Origin of the sequence: Ornithinimicrobium cryptoxanthini (assembly GCF_023923205.1) — a bacterium.
GTDB lineage: Bacteria > Actinomycetota > Actinomycetes > Actinomycetales > Dermatophilaceae > Ornithinicoccus > Ornithinicoccus cryptoxanthini.
In genome coordinates, this window is sequence record NZ_CP099490.1 from 571,226 (window position 1) to 590,502 (window position 19,277).

21 protein-coding genes are annotated in these 19,277 nt (G+C 69.9%); 15 read left to right on the forward strand and 6 right to left on the reverse strand.

Annotated features, from left to right (window positions below; genetic code table 11):
* Nucleotides 1-71 precede the first annotated feature (71 nt).
* The 3 genes from NF557_RS02635 (at nucleotide 72) to NF557_RS02645 (ending at nucleotide 2,495) form a co-directional block, all read left to right on the forward strand.
* The gene (locus NF557_RS02635) at nucleotides 72-854 is read left to right on the forward strand and encodes a hypothetical protein (protein ID WP_252621548.1); all 783 of its coding nucleotides are present in this window, start codon (nucleotides 72-74) and stop codon (nucleotides 852-854) included.
* On the forward strand, nucleotides 851-1,930 hold the full coding sequence (locus NF557_RS02640) for a tellurite resistance/C4-dicarboxylate transporter family protein (protein ID WP_252621549.1): 1,080 nt from the start codon (nucleotides 851-853) through the stop codon (nucleotides 1,928-1,930). The genes NF557_RS02635 and NF557_RS02640 overlap by 4 nt, the downstream gene beginning before the upstream one ends.
* Nucleotides 1,931-1,997: 67 nt before the next feature.
* Entirely contained in the window at nucleotides 1,998-2,495 is a 498-nt protein-coding gene (locus NF557_RS02645) for a heme-binding beta-barrel domain-containing protein (RefSeq protein WP_252621550.1), read from the forward strand.
* A 6-nt stretch (nucleotides 2,496-2,501) separates the two neighbouring features.
* Here the strand turns inward: NF557_RS02645 and NF557_RS02650 are convergent, their stop codons facing one another.
* A complete protein-coding gene (locus NF557_RS02650; protein ID WP_252621551.1) occupies nucleotides 2,502-3,611 on the reverse strand; it encodes an LCP family protein in 1,110 nt (369 codons plus the stop codon).
* 53 nt (nucleotides 3,612-3,664) lie between these two features.
* Here NF557_RS02650 and ygfZ point away from each other — a divergent pair, with 53 nt between their 5' ends.
* From ygfZ to NF557_RS02690, 8 genes are all read left to right on the forward strand, one after another.
* Nucleotides 3,665-4,720, forward strand: coding sequence for a CAF17-like 4Fe-4S cluster assembly/insertion protein YgfZ (ygfZ, locus tag NF557_RS02655; RefSeq protein WP_252621552.1), 1,056 nt, complete (start codon nucleotides 3,665-3,667; stop codon nucleotides 4,718-4,720).
* A 61-nt stretch (nucleotides 4,721-4,781) separates the two neighbouring features.
* Nucleotides 4,782-5,621 carry a beta-keto acid cleavage family enzyme gene (locus tag NF557_RS02660; protein ID WP_252621553.1) on the forward strand — a complete coding sequence of 280 codons (840 nt, stop codon included), beginning with the start codon at nucleotides 4,782-4,784 and terminating at the stop codon, nucleotides 5,619-5,621.
* A 119-nt stretch (nucleotides 5,622-5,740) separates the two neighbouring features.
* Nucleotides 5,741-6,139: a helix-turn-helix domain-containing protein gene (locus NF557_RS02665; protein ID WP_252621554.1), complete on the forward strand. Its 399-nt coding sequence runs from the start codon at nucleotides 5,741-5,743 to the stop codon at nucleotides 6,137-6,139.
* A 63-nt stretch (nucleotides 6,140-6,202) separates the two neighbouring features.
* Nucleotides 6,203-7,546, forward strand: coding sequence for a hypothetical protein (locus tag NF557_RS02670; protein ID WP_252621555.1), 1,344 nt, complete (start codon nucleotides 6,203-6,205; stop codon nucleotides 7,544-7,546).
* Between the two features lie 72 nt (nucleotides 7,547-7,618).
* Entirely contained in the window at nucleotides 7,619-8,602 is a 984-nt protein-coding gene (locus NF557_RS02675) for an asparaginase (protein WP_252621556.1), read from the forward strand.
* A 3-nt stretch (nucleotides 8,603-8,605) separates the two neighbouring features.
* Entirely contained in the window at nucleotides 8,606-9,031 is a 426-nt protein-coding gene (gene dtd / locus NF557_RS02680; protein WP_252621557.1) for a D-aminoacyl-tRNA deacylase, read from the forward strand.
* 30 nt (nucleotides 9,032-9,061) lie between these two features.
* Nucleotides 9,062-9,394 (forward strand): DUF2516 family protein, encoded by a 333-nt coding sequence (locus NF557_RS02685; protein ID WP_252621558.1) that lies wholly within the window; start codon nucleotides 9,062-9,064, stop codon nucleotides 9,392-9,394.
* 186 nt (nucleotides 9,395-9,580) lie between these two features.
* Nucleotides 9,581-10,033: a phosphomannose isomerase type II C-terminal cupin domain gene (locus tag NF557_RS02690; RefSeq protein WP_252621559.1), complete on the forward strand. Its 453-nt coding sequence runs from the start codon at nucleotides 9,581-9,583 to the stop codon at nucleotides 10,031-10,033.
* On the opposite strand, the gene NF557_RS02695 is transcribed toward NF557_RS02690, so the two are convergent.
* The gene (locus NF557_RS02695; protein WP_252621560.1) at nucleotides 10,030-10,857 is read right to left on the reverse strand and encodes a class I SAM-dependent methyltransferase; all 828 of its coding nucleotides are present in this window, start codon (nucleotides 10,855-10,857) and stop codon (nucleotides 10,030-10,032) included. The two genes, NF557_RS02690 and NF557_RS02695, sit on opposite strands and share 4 nt — an antisense overlap.
* Nucleotides 10,858-10,955: 98 nt before the next feature.
* On the opposite strand from NF557_RS02695, the gene mshA reads away from it, so the two are divergent.
* Nucleotides 10,956-12,233: a D-inositol-3-phosphate glycosyltransferase gene (gene mshA / locus NF557_RS02700; protein WP_252623860.1), complete on the forward strand. Its 1,278-nt coding sequence runs from the start codon at nucleotides 10,956-10,958 to the stop codon at nucleotides 12,231-12,233.
* A complete protein-coding gene (locus NF557_RS17675) occupies nucleotides 12,230-13,414 on the forward strand; it encodes a methyltransferase domain-containing protein (RefSeq protein WP_306255114.1) in 1,185 nt (394 codons plus the stop codon). The genes mshA and NF557_RS17675 overlap by 4 nt, the downstream gene beginning before the upstream one ends.
* Here NF557_RS17675 and gpmI read toward each other — a convergent pair.
* From gpmI to NF557_RS02725, 3 genes are read right to left on the reverse strand one after another with little or no spacing between them, the layout of a single operon-like run.
* Nucleotides 13,372-15,006: a 2,3-bisphosphoglycerate-independent phosphoglycerate mutase gene (gene gpmI / locus NF557_RS02715; RefSeq protein WP_252621561.1), complete on the reverse strand. Its 1,635-nt coding sequence runs from the start codon at nucleotides 15,004-15,006 to the stop codon at nucleotides 13,372-13,374. The genes NF557_RS17675 and gpmI overlap by 43 nt on opposite strands.
* Nucleotides 15,003-15,686 (reverse strand): response regulator transcription factor, encoded by a 684-nt coding sequence (locus NF557_RS02720; RefSeq protein ID WP_252621562.1) that lies wholly within the window; start codon nucleotides 15,684-15,686, stop codon nucleotides 15,003-15,005. The genes gpmI and NF557_RS02720 overlap by 4 nt, the downstream gene beginning before the upstream one ends.
* Nucleotides 15,687-15,691: 5 nt before the next feature.
* Entirely contained in the window at nucleotides 15,692-16,957 is a 1,266-nt protein-coding gene (locus NF557_RS02725) for a sensor histidine kinase (RefSeq protein WP_252621563.1), read from the reverse strand.
* Between the two features lie 198 nt (nucleotides 16,958-17,155).
* Here NF557_RS02725 and phoU point away from each other — a divergent pair, with 198 nt between their 5' ends.
* Nucleotides 17,156-17,854, forward strand: a complete 699-nt coding sequence (gene phoU, locus NF557_RS02730) for a phosphate signaling complex protein PhoU (RefSeq protein WP_252621564.1) — start codon at nucleotides 17,156-17,158, stop codon at nucleotides 17,852-17,854.
* Between the two features lie 188 nt (nucleotides 17,855-18,042).
* Here the strand turns inward: phoU and NF557_RS02735 are convergent, their stop codons facing one another.
* Nucleotides 18,043-18,582 carry a hypothetical protein gene (locus NF557_RS02735; protein WP_252621565.1) on the reverse strand — a complete coding sequence of 180 codons (540 nt, stop codon included), beginning with the start codon at nucleotides 18,580-18,582 and terminating at the stop codon, nucleotides 18,043-18,045.
* Nucleotides 18,583-18,778: 196 nt separating this feature from the next.
* Here NF557_RS02735 and NF557_RS02740 point away from each other — a divergent pair, with 196 nt between their 5' ends.
* The gene (locus tag NF557_RS02740; protein WP_252621566.1) at nucleotides 18,779-19,261 is read left to right on the forward strand and encodes a CarD family transcriptional regulator; all 483 of its coding nucleotides are present in this window, start codon (nucleotides 18,779-18,781) and stop codon (nucleotides 19,259-19,261) included.
* Nucleotides 19,262-19,277 lie beyond the last annotated feature (16 nt).

Genomic DNA, 19,277 nt, shown 5'->3' on the forward strand with positions numbered 1-19,277 from the left:
GAGCAGGTCAGACATCACGACGGACCGCGGGTTGCTGGTCCGGTTGCGCGCGCGGATGGCACGATTGCGGTGTGTCCGCTGCCCGCAGAGCCCTGGTCCCGCCCTCGGTCGAGGTCGCGGCTCTGGTGTCGTGCGCAGCACTGGTGGTGGCCCTCACCGCCCTGGCCCGGCCCACCGTGCTCGCCGTGGCCCTGTGGATCGGCGCCCTGGTCGTGGCCTGGGGTTGGGCCGGCATGCTCGCGCTGCCGAGCCCCCGCGGCACCGCGGTGGTCCTGGTCACCGGGTCGCTGGCGCTGGTCCTGAGCGCGGCGCTGGACCGACAGGCACCGTGGCTGGACTGGGTGCCCGGGGCCCTGGCGCTCTCGGTGATCGCTGCCTTCCTGCACCAGCTTCTCCGGGTGGACGGACGGCCCCGGATCGTGGAGTCGGTGAGTGCCGTCATCCTGGCCCTGGGCCTGGTGACCTGCGGCGTGCTGATGGTGCCGCTGACGCACAGCGACCAGGGCGCTGCCCTGGTGGCAGCCACCCTCGCCGGTGCGGCGGCCAGCTCGGTGAGCGACACGCTGGGCCGGTGGCCCGCGATCCGGGCGTGGCTGGTGCCAGCGGCCCTGGTCACGGGTGGCGCGGCGAGCGCGCTGGTGGCGGTCCTGCTCGACCAGCCTTGGAGCATCTTCCTGCTCTCCGGTGTGCTCGCCGGCGCGGTCAGCCACGCGGTGCGCAGCGTCCTGCGTGACCTGCCGACCATGGCGCACGCCCGGCCACGCCTGGTCATGGCGGTCTCGTCCGTGCTGGTGACCGGACCGGTGGCGTATGCCGTGGCGCTGGCCCTGCTGCCCGAAGTGGTGCTGCGGTGAGTCCCGACAGGAGGGACCGGCCGGTCCGCGAGGCGCGCACCACGAGCGGCCGCGCCGTCAATCCGTCTGGGCTGACCCCGGGCTACTTCGCCGGGGTCATGGCCACCGGCATCGTCTCCGTGGGCGCAGAGCTGAAGGGGTTCACCCAGCTGGCCCAGGGGCTGTTCTGGCTGAGCGTGGCTTTCTATGTCGTGCTCGTCGTGCTCAACGTGTGGCGCTTCATCGCCTATCGCCACCACCTGGAGGACGACTTCCGGGACCCGGCCCGCGCCTTCGGCTTCTTCACCTTCATCGCCGCGACCAACGTGCTGGGCGCAGCGCTGGTCGGCACCGGCTACTACGGCATCGCCTCGGTCCTGCTGACCGTCTCGGTGATCACCTGGCTGGTCCTGGGCTACATCATCCCGTGGACCGCCGTGCTGGGGAGCGAGCGTCGCCCGATGCTGGACACGGCCAACGGCACCTGGTTCATCTGGGTGGTCGCCAGCCAGTCGATCGCCGTCGTGGCGGCCGGCCTCGAGCCGGTCTATGAGAGCCTGCGCCAACAGCTGGCGATCCTGGCGGTCTTCGCCTGGTCGGTGGGGGTGATCCTGTATGCCGCGTGCGCGGTCTTCGTGGCGCTGCGGGTGATGCTCTATCCACTCGAGCCCAAGCACCTCGACCCGCCCTACTGGGTGGCCATGGGAGCGGTGGCGATCACGGTGGTGGCCGGGGCGCGCATCGTGGAGATGAAGGATGCCCCGATGATCGACGTGACCCGCGACCTGGTCGCTGGCATGTCGGTCGTCTTCTGGGCCTTCGCGACCTGGCTGATCCCGGTACTCGTCGCTGCAGGGATCTGGCGCCACTGGCTGCGGCGGATCCCGCTCGTCTATCAGCCGACCCTGTGGAGCATGGTCTTCCCGCTGGGGATGTACTCCGTCGCCGGCATCTATCTCGGTGCGGCCAACCGGCTGCCGCTCGTGGAGACGGTCGGGGCCACCTGGTTCTGGGTCGCGCTGCTCGCCTGGGCGCTGGTGGGCCTCGGCATGGTGCGCGACCTGGCCCGCAAGCTCGGCCGCAGCACCGCCGGCTGACGCACCCCCACCCGGGTCCGACCCCGAGCCGCCCCGACTCGCCGGCCCACGCCATACGATGGGCTGTGTGGCCTTTGAACTTGACCCGAACCTGCCCACCGAGCTCGCGCCCCTGGCGTGGTTGATCGGCCGTTGGGAGGGCGCCGGCGTGGTCGGCTACCCGACCATCGACTCGCACAACTTCGGGCAGGAGGTCGTCGTCAGTCATGACGGCCGTCCGTTCCTGCGCTGGGAGTCGCAGTCCTGGATCCTGGACGAGGACGGCAACAAGGTGCGTCCCGGAGCGACCGAGCTCGGCTTCTGGCGGCCGCTGCCGAACGGCGAGGTGGAGTTCCTGCTCACCCACCCGACCGGCATCGTGGAGATGTATTTCGGCAGCACCAGCCCGGCCAAGATCGAGGTGCGCACCGACAGCGTCGTGCGCAGCCCGCACGCCAAGGAGTACACCGCCGCGCACCGGCTCTATGGCCTGGTCAACTCCAACCTGATGTGGGTGATGGACATGGCCGCCATGGGCCAGCCGCTGACCAGCCACATCTCGGCTGAGCTCAAGCGCGTCGGCTGAGCAGGCTCAGCCCCCGAAGCCGCTGCGCGGGGAGACCTCGTCGCTGTAGTCCTCCATCGTGTCCGACTGGAGGTGCTCACGCAGGGTGTCCAGCTGAGCGTTGTGCGGGATGACGATCGACCCGGCCAGGTCGTCGCTGCCGATGCCGCTCCACGGCGCGGTCACGAAGTGGATGTCGTCCCCGCGCAGGTTGCGCAGGGCCCAGCCCAGGTCTCGCATGTCGCTGACCTTGAGGGCGTCGTCGACGGTGAGGTTGGCGGTGGCCGCATCGACCACGTTGGCCAGCCGGGCCGGGTTGGTGAAGGTCTCCCGGGTCAGCACGTTGAGCATGACGGCCTTGATGAACTCCTGCTGACGCTGGCCACGTGAGATGTCTCCCTGGCTCAGGTTGTAACGCTCACGGACGAAGCGCAGTCCGGTCTCGCCGTCCATGTGGGTCATGCCGACCTCGAAGCCCGGGCTGGCCTCGCGGACGTTGACGTCCACGCCGCCGACCGAGTCGGTCAACGCCTGGAAGCTCTCGAAGTCGGTGACCGCCACGTGGTCGACCGGCACCCCGATCAGTGGCTGCAGAGTCTCCACCAGCAGGGGAGCCCCGCCGAAGGCGTAGGAGGCGTTGAGCTTGTTCTTGCGCTCCGAGCCGGGAATCTGCACGAAGTAGTCGCGCGGGAAGTGGATCAGGTCGACCCTGTCGCGCTCGTCGGAGATGTGCATCAGCACCATCACGTCGGAGCGGCCCCGGTCGCTGGAGGTGTCCCGGCTGTCGCTGCCGATGACCAGGATGTTCATGGCGTCGCCGGCCGACACGGGGCGCTCAGGCGCGCTAGGAGTCACCTCGCTGTCCTCGCCGCGGATCGGCGAGTCCGGCAGCAGCTGGGCGTGGGTGACGTTGTTGCTGACCTTCCAGTTGAGGAAAGCCACATAGCCGGCCACGACACCGACCCCCAGGAGAGCCACGGTGACCAGGGACACGATCGCGATGCGCAGCCCACGCCGCTTGCGGCGAGCCGGAGGGGTCACCTCCTCCTCGGCATACCCATCATCAGCACCGGCGCCACCGAAGAAGTCGTCGTCCTCGGTCGACCCCGGCGGCTCTCCCTCATAGCGCCCTGGCATGGGGCGATAGTACGTGCTCAGGCTGGGGGGATACCGTGCCAAGGGTGACTCACGTGACCAGCACACCCGACAGCAGCACACCGGACCGCCCGGCCCGGGTGCCCAGCCCGCTCCTAGGGCGCCCCGGAGCCGTCGAGGGCTCTGGCGCCGACGCCGGCGTGGCCGCACACTACGGCGACCCGCACCGCGAGCAGCGTCTCCTGGCTGAGGGGCTGGCGGTCGTGGACCTCTCGCACCTGGCAGTGCTGACCGTCACCGGCCCGGACCGGCTCAGCTGGCTGCACTCCCTGACCAGCCAGGCCCTGACCAACCTGGCTCCTCGCACCTCCACGGAGTCCTTGATCCTCTCGCCGAAGGGCCATATCGAGCACGCCCTCGAGGTGGTCGACGACGGTGCCACGACCTGGTTGGTGACCGAGCGCGACACTGCTCCCGCTGCGCAGGCCTGGCTCGAGTCGATGCGCTTCATGCTGCGGGTCGAGGTCGCGGACCGCACCGACGACTTCGCCGTCGTGGGCGAGTCGGTCGCCAGGGAGGGCGCCGAGGGTGAGCCGATCGCCTGGGTCGACCACTGGCCGGGACCGATCGGCGACACCGCGCTCTATGGCCCGGCAGAGGGCCACCCGGGCGCCAACCGTCCGTGGCGCCACGTCCTGGTCCCTCGCGAGGAGCTGGTGGACTATGTGGGGGAGCAGTCCCTGTCAGGCACCTGGGCGGCCGAGGCGCTGCGGGTCGCGGCCTGGCGCCCCAGGGTCGGTGCCGAGACCGACCACCGCACGATCGCGCACGAGCTGGACCTGCTGCGCACCGGGGTGCACCTGCACAAGGGCTGCTATCGGGGGCAGGAGACCATCGCCCGCGTGCACAACCTCGGCCGACCCCCACGGCGCCTGGTCTTCCTGCACCTCGACGGCTCGGGGCACGTCCTGCCCGAGCCCGGTGACGAGCTGCGCCTGGGCGACAAGGTCGTGGGCCGGCTGACCACGGTGGCCCGGCACTACGAGGACGGCCCGATCGCGCTCGCGGTGGTCAAACGCAACACCGACCCCGCGGCCGTGCTCACCTCCGGCCCGACCAGCGCGGCACAGACGGTGGTCGTCGCTCCCTGACGGTTCTCGACCACGGCCTCCCGGGGCAGGTGGGGCCGTGGTCACCTGAAAGGATGCGGGCATGGCCGCAACGACGCTGATCACGGTCGCGCCCACCGGTGCCGAGACCGCCAAGTCCGACTTCCCGCAGCTGCCGACCACGCTCGAGGAGCTCGTCGAGACCGCTCTGGCGTGTCAGGAGGTCGGGGCCGGGCTGATCCACGTGCACGTGCGCGGCGCCGACCACAGGCCGACGCTCGACGCGGTCCGCCTCAGGGACACCGTCCAGGCGCTGCGGGAACAGACCGACCTGGTCGTCCAGCTCTCCACCGGTGGGTCGGTGCACGATCCGCTGGAGCAACGGCTGACGGTCCTCGAGGCGGAGCCCGACTCCTGCAGCCTGACCTGCGGCACGACCAACTTCGGTGACGACGTCTTCCTCAACCCCTATCCCTTCATGAGCCAGCTCTACACCCAGGCGCAGGAGCGCGAGGTCGTCCCGGAGTTCGAGCTGTTCGACCTGGGGCACGTGCACGCGCTGCGGCGGCTGATCGATGAGCACGGGCTGCCCTACGGCGGCAAGGTCCACGTCGACTTCGTCACCAACGTGCCCGGCGGCATGCCCGGCACGGTCGCGGCGCTGACCGCGGGGTTGCAGGCGCTGCCGGAGGAGGTCACCAGCTGGTCGGCCACCGGCATCGGGCGGGCCCACCTGCCGATCGCCGCAGCAGCGCTGGCCGCGGGAGGCCACCTGCGCGTCGGCATGGAGGACAACCTGATGATGGCCCGCGGCCAGCAGGTCCAGCACAACCGCGAGCTGGTCGCGCGCGTCGCTGAGCTGGCCACCCTGATGCAGCGGCCACCGATGTCCACCGACGACGCCCGAGCCCTGCTCGGCGTGAAGGAGCGACGCCGACGCTGACGAGCAGGCACTGCCCGGGCGGGCCGCACCGGTGCGCCAAGTGCTGGTGTGACGAAGGACTCACCGCTAAGCGCTAGCTCAGTTTGCATTCTGCTTGCAATTGCAAGCACAATAGAGGCATGAGTCGCCTACCCGTCCCTGACCTGGGGTCCTACCTGCGTGAGCAGCGTGAGGCCGCCCAGATGTCAGTGCGTCAGGTGGCCAAGGCGGCAGGCATCAGCAACCCCTACCTCAGCCAGATCGAGCGGGGTCTGCGCAAGCCGAGCGCAGAGATCCTGCAGCAGCTCGCCAAGGGCCTGCGGATCTCGGCGGAGCAGCTCTATGTCCGCGCCGGGATCCTGGACGATCGCGCAGCGGGCGAGCGGGCCCAGGTGCCCCAGGACGTGACTGTCGCGATCCTGGCTGACGCGCGGCTCAACGACCGTCAGCGTCGGGTGCTGCTCGATGTCTATCGCTCGTTCGTCGGCGACGCTGCCGACGAGTCCGACGATCAGCCGGCGCCGCTGGCAGCTAACTGATCACGCCTATGACTACCGGCGCCGACCGCGACCGGAACTGACCACAACACACGAGGAGTTCACATGAACGCCATCCAGAAGATCCAGAGGGACGCCGTCAAGGCCGCCGGCTCCGTGACCGGCGAGGCCGCCAAGCGCGTCGACGAGGTGACCGTCGAGGTCTCCAAGCAGTCCGCGGCTGCCCGCGCAGAGGCCACCCGCGTCGTCACCGACGCGACCCCGCTCTATGCCGCCGTCGGCCTGACCGACACGGTCGTCGAGCGCGCTCGCGAGACCGTCAACGAGACCGTCGCCAGGGCTGGCAAGGTCGGCAAGGCGCTGACCCCCAAGGCGATCAGCAAGGCCGTCACCAAGCGGGCCAACGAGGTCACCAAGAAGGCCGAGGCGCTCCCGGGCGATGCCCGCAGCAACGTCACCGATGGCCTGGGCAAGGTCCAGGACGGCTATCAGGAGCTGGCCGAGCGTGGCCACGACCTGGTCGAGCGCGTCAAGGGCCAGAAGGCCACCAAGGACCTGACCAAGCAGGTCACCACCGTTGTCGAGCAGGGCCGTCAGTTCCTGGGCACCGCGTCCAAGGGCGTCACCAACACCCGCAGCACAGCCAAGGCCACCGTAACCCAGAGCCGTCGTCAGGCGGCCGGTGTCGTGGCCGACGTCGTGGCCGGTGAGGACGTCACCGTCGCCAAGAAGCCGGCGGCTCGCAAGGCCGTCACCAAGCCCGCAGCGAAGAAGTCCGTGAGCAAGGCTGCCGCGACCACGGGCGCCACCACCAAGAGCGCCAAGGCTGCCAGCAAGAGCAAGGCCACCAAGTCCGCCCCGAAGGCGACGGCCACCAAGGCTGCTCCGAAGGCGACGGCCACGAAGGCCAAGAGCACCACCAAGGCTGCTCCCAAGTCGACCTCCAGCACCAAGAGCACCACCACGGCTGCTCCCAAGTCGACGTCCAGCACCAAGAGCACCACCACGGCTGCTCCGAAGTCGACCTCCAGCACCAAGAGCACCACCACGGCTGCTCCGAAGTCGACCTCCAGCACCAAGAGCACCACCACGGCTGCTCCGAAGTCGACCTCCAGCACCAAGAGCACCACCGCGGCTGCTCCGAAGTCGACCTCCAGCACCAAGAGCACCACCGCGGCTGCTCCGAAGTCGACCTCCAGCACCAAGAGCACCACCGCGGCTGCTCCGAAGTCGACCTCCAGCACCAAGAGCACCACCACGGCTGCTCCGAAGTCGACGTCCAGCACCACCGACCCCGTGGCCCCGGCTGCCAAGCGCACGGTCACGACCGCACGCAACGCGACGGCCAACACCGTCGACGCGGCCCAGGACGTCGTCACCGAGACCGCCAAGGCGGCCGACAAGGCCGTCGACGCGGCCCAGGCGACCGCCAACAAGGTCGGCGACTGACCAACAGCACCACCTGAGGCCGGGCTACACCGGCCTGGCGACCACTGCGGTGGGGGAACTAGGCTGCACGCCGTGACCCCACCGCAGTTGTCGTCTGAGCACCCCCTCCACGCTGCTCCCGTTGTGGCGCACCTGGAACGATCCGGCTTCGTCGAGTCCGTCCATCACGGGGTCGTCGCGGCCACCGGCACCGAGGGCGAGCTGGAGGTGTCGCTGGGACCGGTCGGTGTCCCGATCTTCCCGCGCTCGTCCAACAAGCCGGTGCAGACGGCCGCCATGGTCCGCCAGGGGCTCGACCTGCCCGGCCCGCTTCTCGCGCTGGTGAGCGCGAGCCACAACGGGGAGAGCTTCCATCGTGACGGCGTCCGCGAGATACTCGCCTCGGCCGGGTTGACCGAGGCCGCGCTGCAGAACACGCCGGACCGGCCGATCTATCAGCCCGAGCGGGAGCGCTGGATCGCCGAGGGCCTGGCCCCCACCCCCATCGGTCAGAACTGCTCCGGCAAGCATGCTGGGATGCTGGCGACCTGCGTGATCAACGGCTGGGACACCGACAGCTACCGCGACCCCTCGCACCCACTCCAGGTCGCGATCGCCGAGACGTTGGCAGAACTGTCCGGCGAGAGCATCGCGGCGACCGGGGTCGACGGCTGCGGAGCCCCCGTGATGGCCATCAGCACCGTCGGTCTCGCCCGGGCCTTCGGCCGGCTCGCCTCGTCGCCCGGCGACAGCCCGGAGGGGCGGGTCGCCGCCAGCATCCGGGAGCACCCCGAATACCTCGGTGGGACCGATCGGGACGTCACCGCACTGATCGAGGGGGTGCCTGGCCTGGTCGCCAAGGACGGCGCCGAGGCGGTGTATGCCGTGGGGCTGGCTGACGGCCGCGGCGTCGCCGTCAAGATCACCGACGGCAACCAACGGGCCCGCACCGTAGTCACCCGCGCCGCCCTCGTGGCCCTCGGCGTCACCGCGGACCTGTCGATGTTGGACGCGGACCCCGTCCTCGGGCACGGCGACCCAGTCGGCTCGGTCACGGCCGTCGGCTTCGACGCCTGACCCGTGCGTGCCGTCCTGCAGCGCGTCGCCCGGGCCAGCGTCTCGGTGGACGGACGCGTCATCGGTGCCATCGAGCGACCTGGCCTCCTGGCGTTAGTGGCCGCCACCCACGACGACGGTCCCGAGGACGTCGAGCGGATGGCCCGCAAGATCGCCGAGCTGCGGATCCTCCCGGACGAGTCGTCGGTGGTCGACAGCCAGGCCGCCGTCCTGGTTGTCAGCCAGTTCACGCTCTACGGCGACACGCGCAAGGGCCGACGCCCGGGCTGGTCGCAGGCGGCCCCCGGCCCGGTGGCCGAGCCGCTCGTCGAGGCGGTCGTCCAGGCCCTGCGCACACGGGGGCTCGAGGTCGCCACGGGGCAGTTCGGTGCCTACATGCAGGTCGAGCTGGTCAACGACGGCCCGTTCACCGTCCTGGTCGACACCTAAGTGGCGGGCCCTGGCGATTACGCTGGGACCATGCCGACCTTCCTCGACGTCCAGCAGTGGGTCGGCCTGGCGCTCGGCGCCCTCGCCCTCGGCATCCAGGTCTGGGCGCTGGTCGATGCGCTGCTGACCCGGGCCGATGCCTTCGTCGCTGCCAGCAAGCGGACCAAAGGCTTCTGGGTGGCGGTCACCGGTGTCGCCAGCGCCATCGGCTTCTTCCACCTCCAGCAGCCGTTCGGGCTGTTCAACCTGATCGCGATCGTCGCGGCGGGGGTCTATCTGACCGACGTGCGCCCCGCCGTCGCGCAGCTGCGTCGCGGTGGGGGACGCAGCAGCTCCTCACGCGGGCCCTACGGTCCTTGGTGACCCCTCCGCATACCGCCCTGGTGGGTGGCGCTCGCCGAGGTCCTTCCCGGGGCAGTTCTGCAGGTGCTGCCCCGGGTGGCATTATGTGGGAGCATCGAGCCCACGTCCGTGACCTGGTGGGCCACTTCCTGACACACGCGCACCCGTGATCGATCGAGCGCACCGGCCCACCTCGGGGGAGACCTGATGAGCGAGCAGCACACGACCCACCACGTCGACACCCCTGAGCAGCTGGCCAAGGCAGCCAGCGCACAGGTGACCGAGCCCTCACCGCAGGCCTATCGCGACCGCACCCAGGACGTCTTCGTCATCGAGCGGCCCTGGGGCGAGTTCCAGCAGTTCGCCACCAACGAGACCGTGACCGTCAAGACGGTGACCATCAGGCCGGGACAGCGCCTGTCGCTGCAGCATCACGCCGAGCGCAACGAGATGTGGCAGGTCCTGGACCACCCGATCGACGTCACCCTGGGGGAGCGGACCTGGGCGGCGCAACCGGGCGAGCTGATCTGGGTGCCGGTCGGCACGCTGCACCGGATGGGCAACTCCGGCGACCAGCCCGCGCGCATCCTCGAGCTCGCCTTCGGCGACTTTGACGAGGGCGACATCACCAGGGTCGAGGACGACTACCGGCGCGACTAGTCCCTGGGGGCGACCGCGTCCCAGGCGATCTCGAGCTCTCCCAGCCGCCAGCGGTGCCGCGTGCCGAGCACCGGCCAGCCGAGGGTTCGCAGGTCTGCGACCGCAGCCAGGAAGCGCTGCCGGGCACCGTATGCCGCGTGGCCGGCCGCCCTGGCCCACGCACCGTCCAGGTCGGTCATGAGGGTGTGGACCCGCTCGCCGGGGACGTTGCGGTGGATCAGCACCTTGGGCAGGCGCTCAGCCACCACCGACGGCTCGGCCACGTCTCGCAGCCGCCAGGACAGCGTCAGGGACCGTGGCTGCGGGCCGCCGTCCGGTCCGCGACGCACATCGACCCACGCGCCGAGACGGCCCAGCTCGTTGCACGTGCCCTCCATGAGTGCCCCGTGTGGTGCCAGCCGGTCGACCATCCTGGACCAGGCCGGCAGGACCTGCTCCTCGTCATACTGCCGCAGGACGTTGAACGCCCGGACGAGCAGCGGTGACCGCCCACCGGGCAGCGGCACCTCGAAGCCGCCGAGGGCAAAGCTGAGCCCGGGCGGGTCCGCGTGCGGAGCAGCCGCCCGGACCCGTTCCTGGTCGATCTCCAACCCCAGGACCTGCACGTCCCGACGCACGACTGCCACCCGGGCCGCCAGCTCCACGGTTGTCACGGGGTGCGCGCCATAACCGAGGTCGACCACGACGGGCGAGGGCGGGGCCGCCCGCAGCAGCGGACCATAGGTGTGCACCAGCCAGCGGTCAGCGCGCCGCAACCGGTTGGGGTTGGTCGTGCCGCGCGTCAGGGTCCCGACGGGGCGGCTCGGCCTGGGTGCACCTCTCACGGCACCAACCTAGACGTCGTGCAAGACTCGACAGGCAATGACCGCGCAGTCCAGGAGGGCAGTTCGTGAGTGAGAGCGACCGGATCGGTCGGGTGGCCATGCTGAGCGTGCACACCTCGCCGCTCGACCCCCCGGGCACGGGTGATGCCGGCGGCCTGAACGTCTATGTCGTCGAGACCGCGCGCCGGCTGGCGGCGCGCGGCACCGAGGTCGAGATCTTCACGCGGGCGACCGACGGCTCACTGCCCGAGACGGTGCGGCTGGGTCCCGGGATCCTGGTGCACCACGTGATGGCCGGGCCCTACGAGGGGCTCGCCAAGGACGACCTGCCCGGGCAGCTCTGCGCCTTCGCCGCAGGGGTCATGCGGACCGCGGCGGGCCGACCCGAGCGCTGGTATGACGTGGTCCACTCGCACTACTGGCTCTCCGGCCAGGTGGGTTGGCTGGCGGCCGACCGGTGGAACGTGCCGCTGGTGCACACGATGCACACGATGGCCCGGGTCAAGAACGCCCTGCTCGCCGACGGCGACCGGGCCGAGCCCCCCGGGCGGGAGATCGGTGAGGCACAGGTCGTCGAGGCGGCCAGTGTGCTGGTGGCCAACACCGCCCAGGAGGCGGGCGATCTGGTGAGTCTGTATGACGCGGACCCGGCCAAGGTGCAGGTCGTCCCGCCCGGGGTCGACCTGGACCTCTTCCGTCCCGGTGACCAGGCCAGCTCGCGCCGGGCCGTGGGGCTGCCCGAGGGCGCGCTGGTCGTGGTCTTCGTGGGTCGCATCCAGCCGCTGAAGGCGCCCGACGTCCTGATCCGGGCGGCGTCCGAGATGATCCGGCGCGACCCGACGCTGCGGGAGCGGTTGGTGATCGGGGTGCTCGGCGGACCCTCCGGCTCCGGGCTGGAACGGCCCAGGGCGTTGCAGGAGCTGACCGCCGAGCTCGGGCTGACCGACGTGGTGCGCTTCGTGCCGCCGGTGGCCCGCACCGAGCTCGCCGACTGGTATCGCGCTGCCGATGTCGTGGCCGTGCCGAGCTACAACGAGTCGTTCGGGCTCGTCGCGGTGGAGGCGCTGGCCAGCGGCACCCCGGTGGTGGCTGCCGCGGTCGGTGGCCTGCCGGTGGCGGTCGGCGACGGCGGGGTCCTGGTCGACGGCCACGACCCGGAGCGCTGGGCCGACGAGATTGGCGCACTGCTCGCCGATGACGACCGGCGCCACGCCCTGGGCCGGGCGGCCGTGCAGCACGCGTCCGGATTCGGCTGGGACCGCACGGTCGACCTGCTCGAGCAGGTCTATCGCCAGGCTCGCGCCGACCAGGTGCGCGCCGGGCTGGACGGCCTGCAGGTGGTGCCGGGAGGCTCGCCCGTGCTGGTGTCGCCATGACCGCCGACGAGACGGGGTTGGCCCGGCTTCGGTCGGCGCTGGACGAGCTGGGCGTGGAGCATGCCGAGGGCACCCGGGAGGGCGAGCTCGTCGTGACCCTGCCGGGGGAGCGCAAGCTGCGAACCGTCTGCTCGCTCGTGGTGGGTGCCGAGGCCGTGTCGGTGCAGGCGTTCGTCATCCGCAACCCGGACGAGAACCACGAGCGGTTTTATCGCTTCCTGCTGCGGCGCAACCTGCGGATGCCCGGGATGGCCTATGCGATCGACGGCACGGGGGACGTCTATCTCGGCGGCCGGTTGCCGGTCGGGGCCATCAGCGTCGAGAGCGTCGACCAGTTGCTGGGCACGGTGCTCACCGCCTGCGACGAACCGTTCAACGACCTGCTCGTGCTCGGCTTCCTGACCTCCATGAAGGCTGAGTGGCGCTGGCGGATCTCGCGCGGCGAGTCGACCCGGAACCTCGAGGCGTTCCGCCACCTGCTGGAGGGATCGGAGGAGGTGCCTGAGACGTCAGACCACCCGCCCGCGACTGACCACGACCATGCCCATGGCGGGTCCCACGATGCGGCGAGCTACTTCGACGAGCAGGCGGCGACCTGGGACGACGACCCGACCAAGGTGGAGCGTGCCGGGGTGGTCGCCGACCTGATCTGTGAGGTCGTCGAGCCCGGCCCGAGCTCGCGAGTGCTGGACTACGGGGCGGGCACCGGGCTGCTGGCGCAGGCCCTGGCCCCGCACGTCGGCCCGCTCACGGTCGCTGACCCGTCGGCCGGGATGCGGGAGGTCCTGACGCAGAAGGTCGGTTCGGGGGCCCTGCCTCGGGGCAGCCGCGTCTGGGAGCTCGACCTCGCCGTCGAGGAACCGCCTGAGGAGAGCTTCGACCTGATCGTGAGCCTCCTCGTGCTGCACCACGTCCCGGACGTCGCGGCAGCCCTGCGCGGGTTCGCCGCCATGCTGGCGCCGGGCGGGCGGGTCGCGGTGTGCGACCTGGAGACCGAGGACGGGTCGTTCCATGACTCATCACGGCTCGACGTGCACCACGGTTTCGACGCCGATGCCCTGTCGAGGCTGCTGACCGACGCCGGGTTCGGCGACGTGGAGGTCAGGCCGGCGCACACGCTGACCAAGGAGGGGCGCGACTACCCGCTGTTCCTGGCGACCGCCACGAGGCTGGGCCGGTAGTTCTCCGGCACCGGCAGATCAAGCAGCGTCAGCAGGGTCGCTGCCAGGTTGCTCAGGCCCGCTGCGTCGACGCCGTCCACTGCCGCCCACTCCTGGTCCGAGTAGTCGACGATGTAGAGCGGCACCGGGTTGGTCGAGTGAGCCGTCTTCCACAACGGCTGCCCACCCTCGGAGGCCCGGGGCTGCCCCTGCTTGTCCCGCTCGACCATGTCCTCGGCGTTGCCGTGGTCGGCGGTCACGACCAGACAGCCTCCGGCGGCCTCCACCGCCGCCGCGATCGCTCCGACGGCGGCGTCGACCGCCTCGACGGCCAGAACCGTGGAGTCGAAGTTGCCGGTGTGCCCGACCATGTCCCCGCCGGCCAGGTTGGAGCGCAGGAAGTCGTAGCCGCCCTCCTGCAGCGCCCTGACGATGTAGTCGGCTGTCTCTGCGGCCTTCATCTGCGGCGCTTTGTCGAACTCGATCTGGTCGGAGGGTATGTCGATGTAGGTCTCGGTCTGCGCGTTGAACGGGTCGGACCGGTTGCCGTTCCAGAAGTAGGTCATGTGGCCGAACTTCTGCGTCTCTGACGCGGCCAGCTGGCGCAGCCCGGCCCGGGCGATGAGCTCACTGACCGTGTCGGTGATCGTGGGCGGCTGCACGAGCCGCACCGGTGGCATGTTCGTGTCACCGTCATAGAGCGTCATGCCGGCGAAGAACACGTCCGGCACCGTGCCCCGGTCGAAGCCAGTGAAGCCGGAACCCTCCACGAACGCGCGGGTCAGCTCGATCGCCCGGTCGCCGCGGAAGTTGAAGATCACCACCGCGTCACCGTCGTGCACCCGCCCGACCGGTGCACCCTCCTGGTCGACGATGGTGAACGCCTCGAGCAGCTGGTCACTGATGCCAGGGGTCTCCTCGCGGAGCACGCGGATCGCCTCGCCGACCGAGGTGAACGGTCGGGCCGTGCCCTGCACATGAGCACGCCAACCTGCCTCCACGACACTCCAGTTGGCCTCGTAGCGGTCCATCGTGGTGACCATGCGGCCACCGCCGGAAGCGATCGCCCAGTCCAGACCGGTGCCCTCGGTGCGGGTGGCCAACGCATCCTCGAGGCGCTCGGCATACTGGTCGGCCGTCCGGTCCTCGACGTCGCGGCCGTCAAAGAGGGTGTGCAGCCGGACCCGCTGCACACCGTCAGCCTTGACATGGTCCAGCAACAGCAGCAGGTGCTCCCACGAGGAGTGCACGTTGCCGTCGCTGAGCAGCCCGATCAGGTGCAGCGTCCCGTCCCCGGTCGTGGCCCGGGTGACGACGTCACGCCAGGCGCCCTCCCAGATCTCGCCGCCCAGGACCGCGTCGTCCACCCGCTTGGCGCCCTGCGCGATGATCCGCCCGGCCCCCATCGTGTTGTGCCCGACCTCGGAGTTGCCCATGTCGCTGTCGCTGGAGAGACCGACATGGGTGCCGGACGCAAAGATCTCCTGATAGACGCCTGCACCGCGAAGCCGGTCGAAGGTGGGGGTGTCGGCGGTGGCGACGGCGTCGTAGCGGTCGCCGGGACCGACACCGACCCCGTCCATCACCACTAGGACGAGCGGACGGGTGTTCACGGCGTCTCGAACTTGTAGCCGAGGCCGCGCACCGTCACGATGTGGCGCGGGCTCCCGGGATCGGGCTCGATCTTGGCGCGAAGCCGCTTGACGTGCACGTCCAGCGTCTTGGTGTCACCGATGTAGTCGCTGCCCCAGATGCGGTCGATGAGCTGACCCCTGGTGAGCACCCGCCCGGCGTTGCGCAGCAGCATCTCCAACAGCTCAAACTCCTTGAGGGGCATGGTGACCGGCTCGCCACGCACGGTCACGGTGTGGCGTTCGACGTCCAGCCGCACCGGGCCGGACTCGACGGTGGCGGGCACCAGTTCCTCCGGCTCGGACTGGCGACGCAGGACGGCCTTGATCCGTGCCAGCAGCTCCCGGCCGGAGTAGGGCTTGGTGACGTAGTCGTCGGCGCCGATCTCCAGTCCTACGACCTTGTCCACCTCGCTGTCCTTGGCGGTCAGCATGATCACCGGGACGGAGGACTTGGCCCGCAGCGACCGGCAGACATCCACGCCCGAGAGACCAGGGAGCATCAGGTCCAGCAGCACGAGGTCGGCGCCGTTGCGGTCGAACTCGGTCAGTGCCTCAGGGCCGGTCTCGGCCACGGCCACGTCATACCCCTCCTTCTCCAACATGTAGGAGAGCGGGTCGGAGAACGATGCCTCGTCCTCCACCACCAGGATCCGGGTCATGAGCTTCACTCCTCCTGCGGCGTGCCGCGACGATCAGGTGCTGTCTGGGCAGGGATGACAGGCGCTGTGCCTGAGGCTACCTCTGGGTCAGGTCCGGCGGCCGACAGGGCAGCCGCATCGGTGGACTGCTCGGTGCGGGGCAGGTCGATCGCCGGGAGCCTGATGGTGAAGGTCGCCCCCTGGCCGACCTCGCTCCACACGATCACGTCTCCACCCAGGTTCTCGCAGATGTGCTTGACGATGGACAGGCCGAGACCCGTGCCTCCGGTGGCCCGGGAGCGTGCTGCGTCGACACGGTAGAACCGCTCAAAGATGCGTTCCTGGTCCTCGGGGGAGATGCCCTGGCCCTGGTCGGTGACCGAGACCTCCACGAGGTCGTCGCGGCGACGGGTCACCACAGCGATGTGACTGCCGCGACCGGAGTAGTTGATGGCGTTGGTGACCAGGTTGCGGATCGCCGTCGCGATGAGCTCGGGATCGCCGGCGACCATGACCCGCTCGGCCGGCGCGGTCGCCGAGACGGTGATGCGGTGCTCGCCGGCCACCACCAGGGTGTGCTCGACAGCCTCCTCCGCGCACGTGGCGACATTCACCGGCATCAGCGGGTCGGACAGGTCGGCCGTCTGCAGCCTGGACAGGTCGACGATCTCGGTGACCAGGCGGGTCAGCCGCGTCGACTCGGTCTTCATCCGCTTCGCAAAGCGCTGGACGGCGACCGGGTCGTCGGCGGCGTGCTCGACAGCCTCTGCGAGCAGGGCGAGGCCACCCACCGGGGTCTTCAGCTCATGGCTCACGTTGACCACGAAGTCGCGGCGCACCTCCTCGACGCGCCTGGCCTTGGTGCGGTCGTCCACCAGCGCCAGGACCAGGTCACGTCCGATCGGGGCGATGCGCACGCCGACCAGCATCCGGCTCTGGCCCAGCGGCCCGCGCGCCAGCTCGAGCTCGACCTCCCGGATGGTCCCGTGCTGGTGCACCTCCAGCGCCAGCGAGCGCAGCTCCTGGTGGGACAGGGTGTTGCCGCGCACGAGACCGTAGGCCACTGCTGTGGCACTGGTCTTGACGACCCTTCCGCTGACGTCGATGACGATCGCCCCATCCCGCAGGACGGCGAGGACGTCGACGACACCGTCCGGCACCTGCGACGCGGGCGGGGTCTCGGGGTCGGTGGGGCGCTCGCCACGCTCGCTGAGCCGCACCAGCACCAGGGCGATGACGGCCAGGGCGAGCCCGACCAGCACCCCCAGTGTCCCGGCGGTCAACGTGTCCACGCGCCCTAGCCTAGGTGGCGCACCGGCATTTCCGGACCCGCTGGCTCTGCCGTGGCACAGGTCTGTCAGCGTCGACGGCTAGGGTCACCTACCTGGTCTTATGTCGTTCACCTCCAGTCAGGAATGCGTTCATCTGGGCCTGAGAAGGTCCCACAGAAACTGATGAGGGCACCGAGAAGGAAAGAGAGGCGGCCCTATATGCGAAGGGCATTCACCGAGGAGCTGCAGTTCATCTCCGACCAGCTGGTCGAGATGACGAGGCTGACCTCGACGGCGCTGGACCGCGCCACCACGGCGCTGCTGACGGCTGATCTGGAGCTGGCCGAGGCCGTGATCTCGGCCGACGACACGATCGACCTGGTGCGGCGCGACCTCGACAGCCGGGCCGTGGACGTGCTGGCGCGCCAGCAACCGGTTGCGACCGACCTGCGCCAGCTCGTGATGGCGATGCGGATGAGCTCTGACCTGGAGCGCATGGGTGACCTCGCTCGGCACGTGGCCAAACTGACCCGCCTGCGCTATCCCCACAAGGTCCTGCGCGGCCCGCTGGAGCCGATGTTCACCCGGATGGCCGAGGTGGCCGAGGACCTGGTCGCGGAAGCCGGGCGCATCATCGCGAACAACGACGTCGAGGCGGTGCCGCAGTTGCTGGTCACCGACGACGAGATGGACGAGCTGCACCGCGAGGTCTTCCGCACCCTGCTCGCCGACGACTGGGGTCACGGTGTCGAGGCGGCGATCGACGCCACACTGCTCAGTCGCTACTACGAGCGCTTCGGCGACCACGCCGTCTCGATCGCCCAGCGGGTGGTCTACCTCGTGACGGGCGAGTGGCCCGAGGAGGACCTCCACATCGAGGAGCGGATGGACGTGTCGCGGGTCGAGCCGCTGGGCTGAACGCGCAGCTCATCTCGTGGGCGACAGCCCTCTCGTCTCGCCCGGCAACACGTCTCGCCCGACAACACGTCTCGCCCGACAACACGTCTCGCCCGACAACACGTCTCGCCCGACAACACGGGGCAGCCCACACCGCAGGGGGTGTGGGCCGCTCTGGGCGTTGGTGGCGCCTGGTGAGGGGAGCGCGCTCAGCTGCTGACGTCAGCGGTGCTGGAGACCAGGTCGCTGTAGTAGCCCTCCGGGAGCAGGACCGGAGTCAGTGCGCTGTCGGCCTGACCGTCACTGGTCTGGACCAGGATCTCCACGTTGCCGCCGGGAGCTGCCGCGACGGCGGGGATGCTCACGGCCTCGGTCGGGCTGTCGGCCTGCTGGCCATCCAGGCGCACGCTCTGGCCAGCTGGGACGGACACGGTCGGGGAGAGCGGGGTGGCCTGGCCGTCCGCACTGATCACGAGAGTGACCTCGGCCGGCTCTGCGGAGTTGTTCACGACGAGACCGCTGACGACACCGGGGGCCCCGTCCCCCTCACTGACGATGAGCAGGTCACGCACGGCGACGTCGCCGACGTCCACCGAGACACCGTCGGCAGGGTCATAGATCATGTCGGTGGTGACCGGCGAGGTCATCTGGCACGCGCCGAGGCCCAGCGCGGCCGTCAGCGCGAACCCGGCGAGCGCCAGGCGGCGGGAACGAGGGGCGGTGTGCGGTGCAGCGGTCCGGAAGATCACGACGACACTCTAGCGGCCCCGCGACTCCGGCGGTGGAGGCCTGCCCCACCAGCGGATCTCGTGTCGGCGGCGAGGTCGTCAGCAGACCCATGAAACGGCCTCCTGAGACTCTGACCAGCACAAATATCACGATTGTCATTACGTGATCTGCGCCACGCATGTTATCCTTGAAGTCCGCGAAAGGGGCTAACTGAAGATGACGTTCAAGGTCGGCGAGACAGTCGTGTACCCGCACCACGGGGCCGCACTGATCGAAGAAATGAAGAAGCGCACCATCAAGGGCGAGGAGAAGCTCTACCTCAAGCTCAAGGTCGCACAAGGCGATCTGACCATCGAGGTTCCCGCAGAAAACTGTGATCTGGTCGGTGTTCGCGACGTCGTCGGCAAGGAGGGTCTGGACAAGGTCTTCGAGGTGCTCCGCGCGGAGCACACGGAAGAGCCGACCAACTGGTCCCGCCGTTACAAGGCCAACCTCGAGAAGCTCGCCTCCGGTGACGTGATCCGCGTGGCTGAGGTCGTGCGCGACCTGTGGCGTCGCGATAAGGACCGCGGCCTGTCCACGGGTGAGAAGCGCCTGCTCAACAAGGCCCGCCAGATCCTGGTCTCCGAGCTCGCGCTCGCGGAGAAGACCAACGAGGACACGGCCGGTGCCACCCTGGACGAGGTCCTGGCCTCCTGACCGAACAGCACCGGGT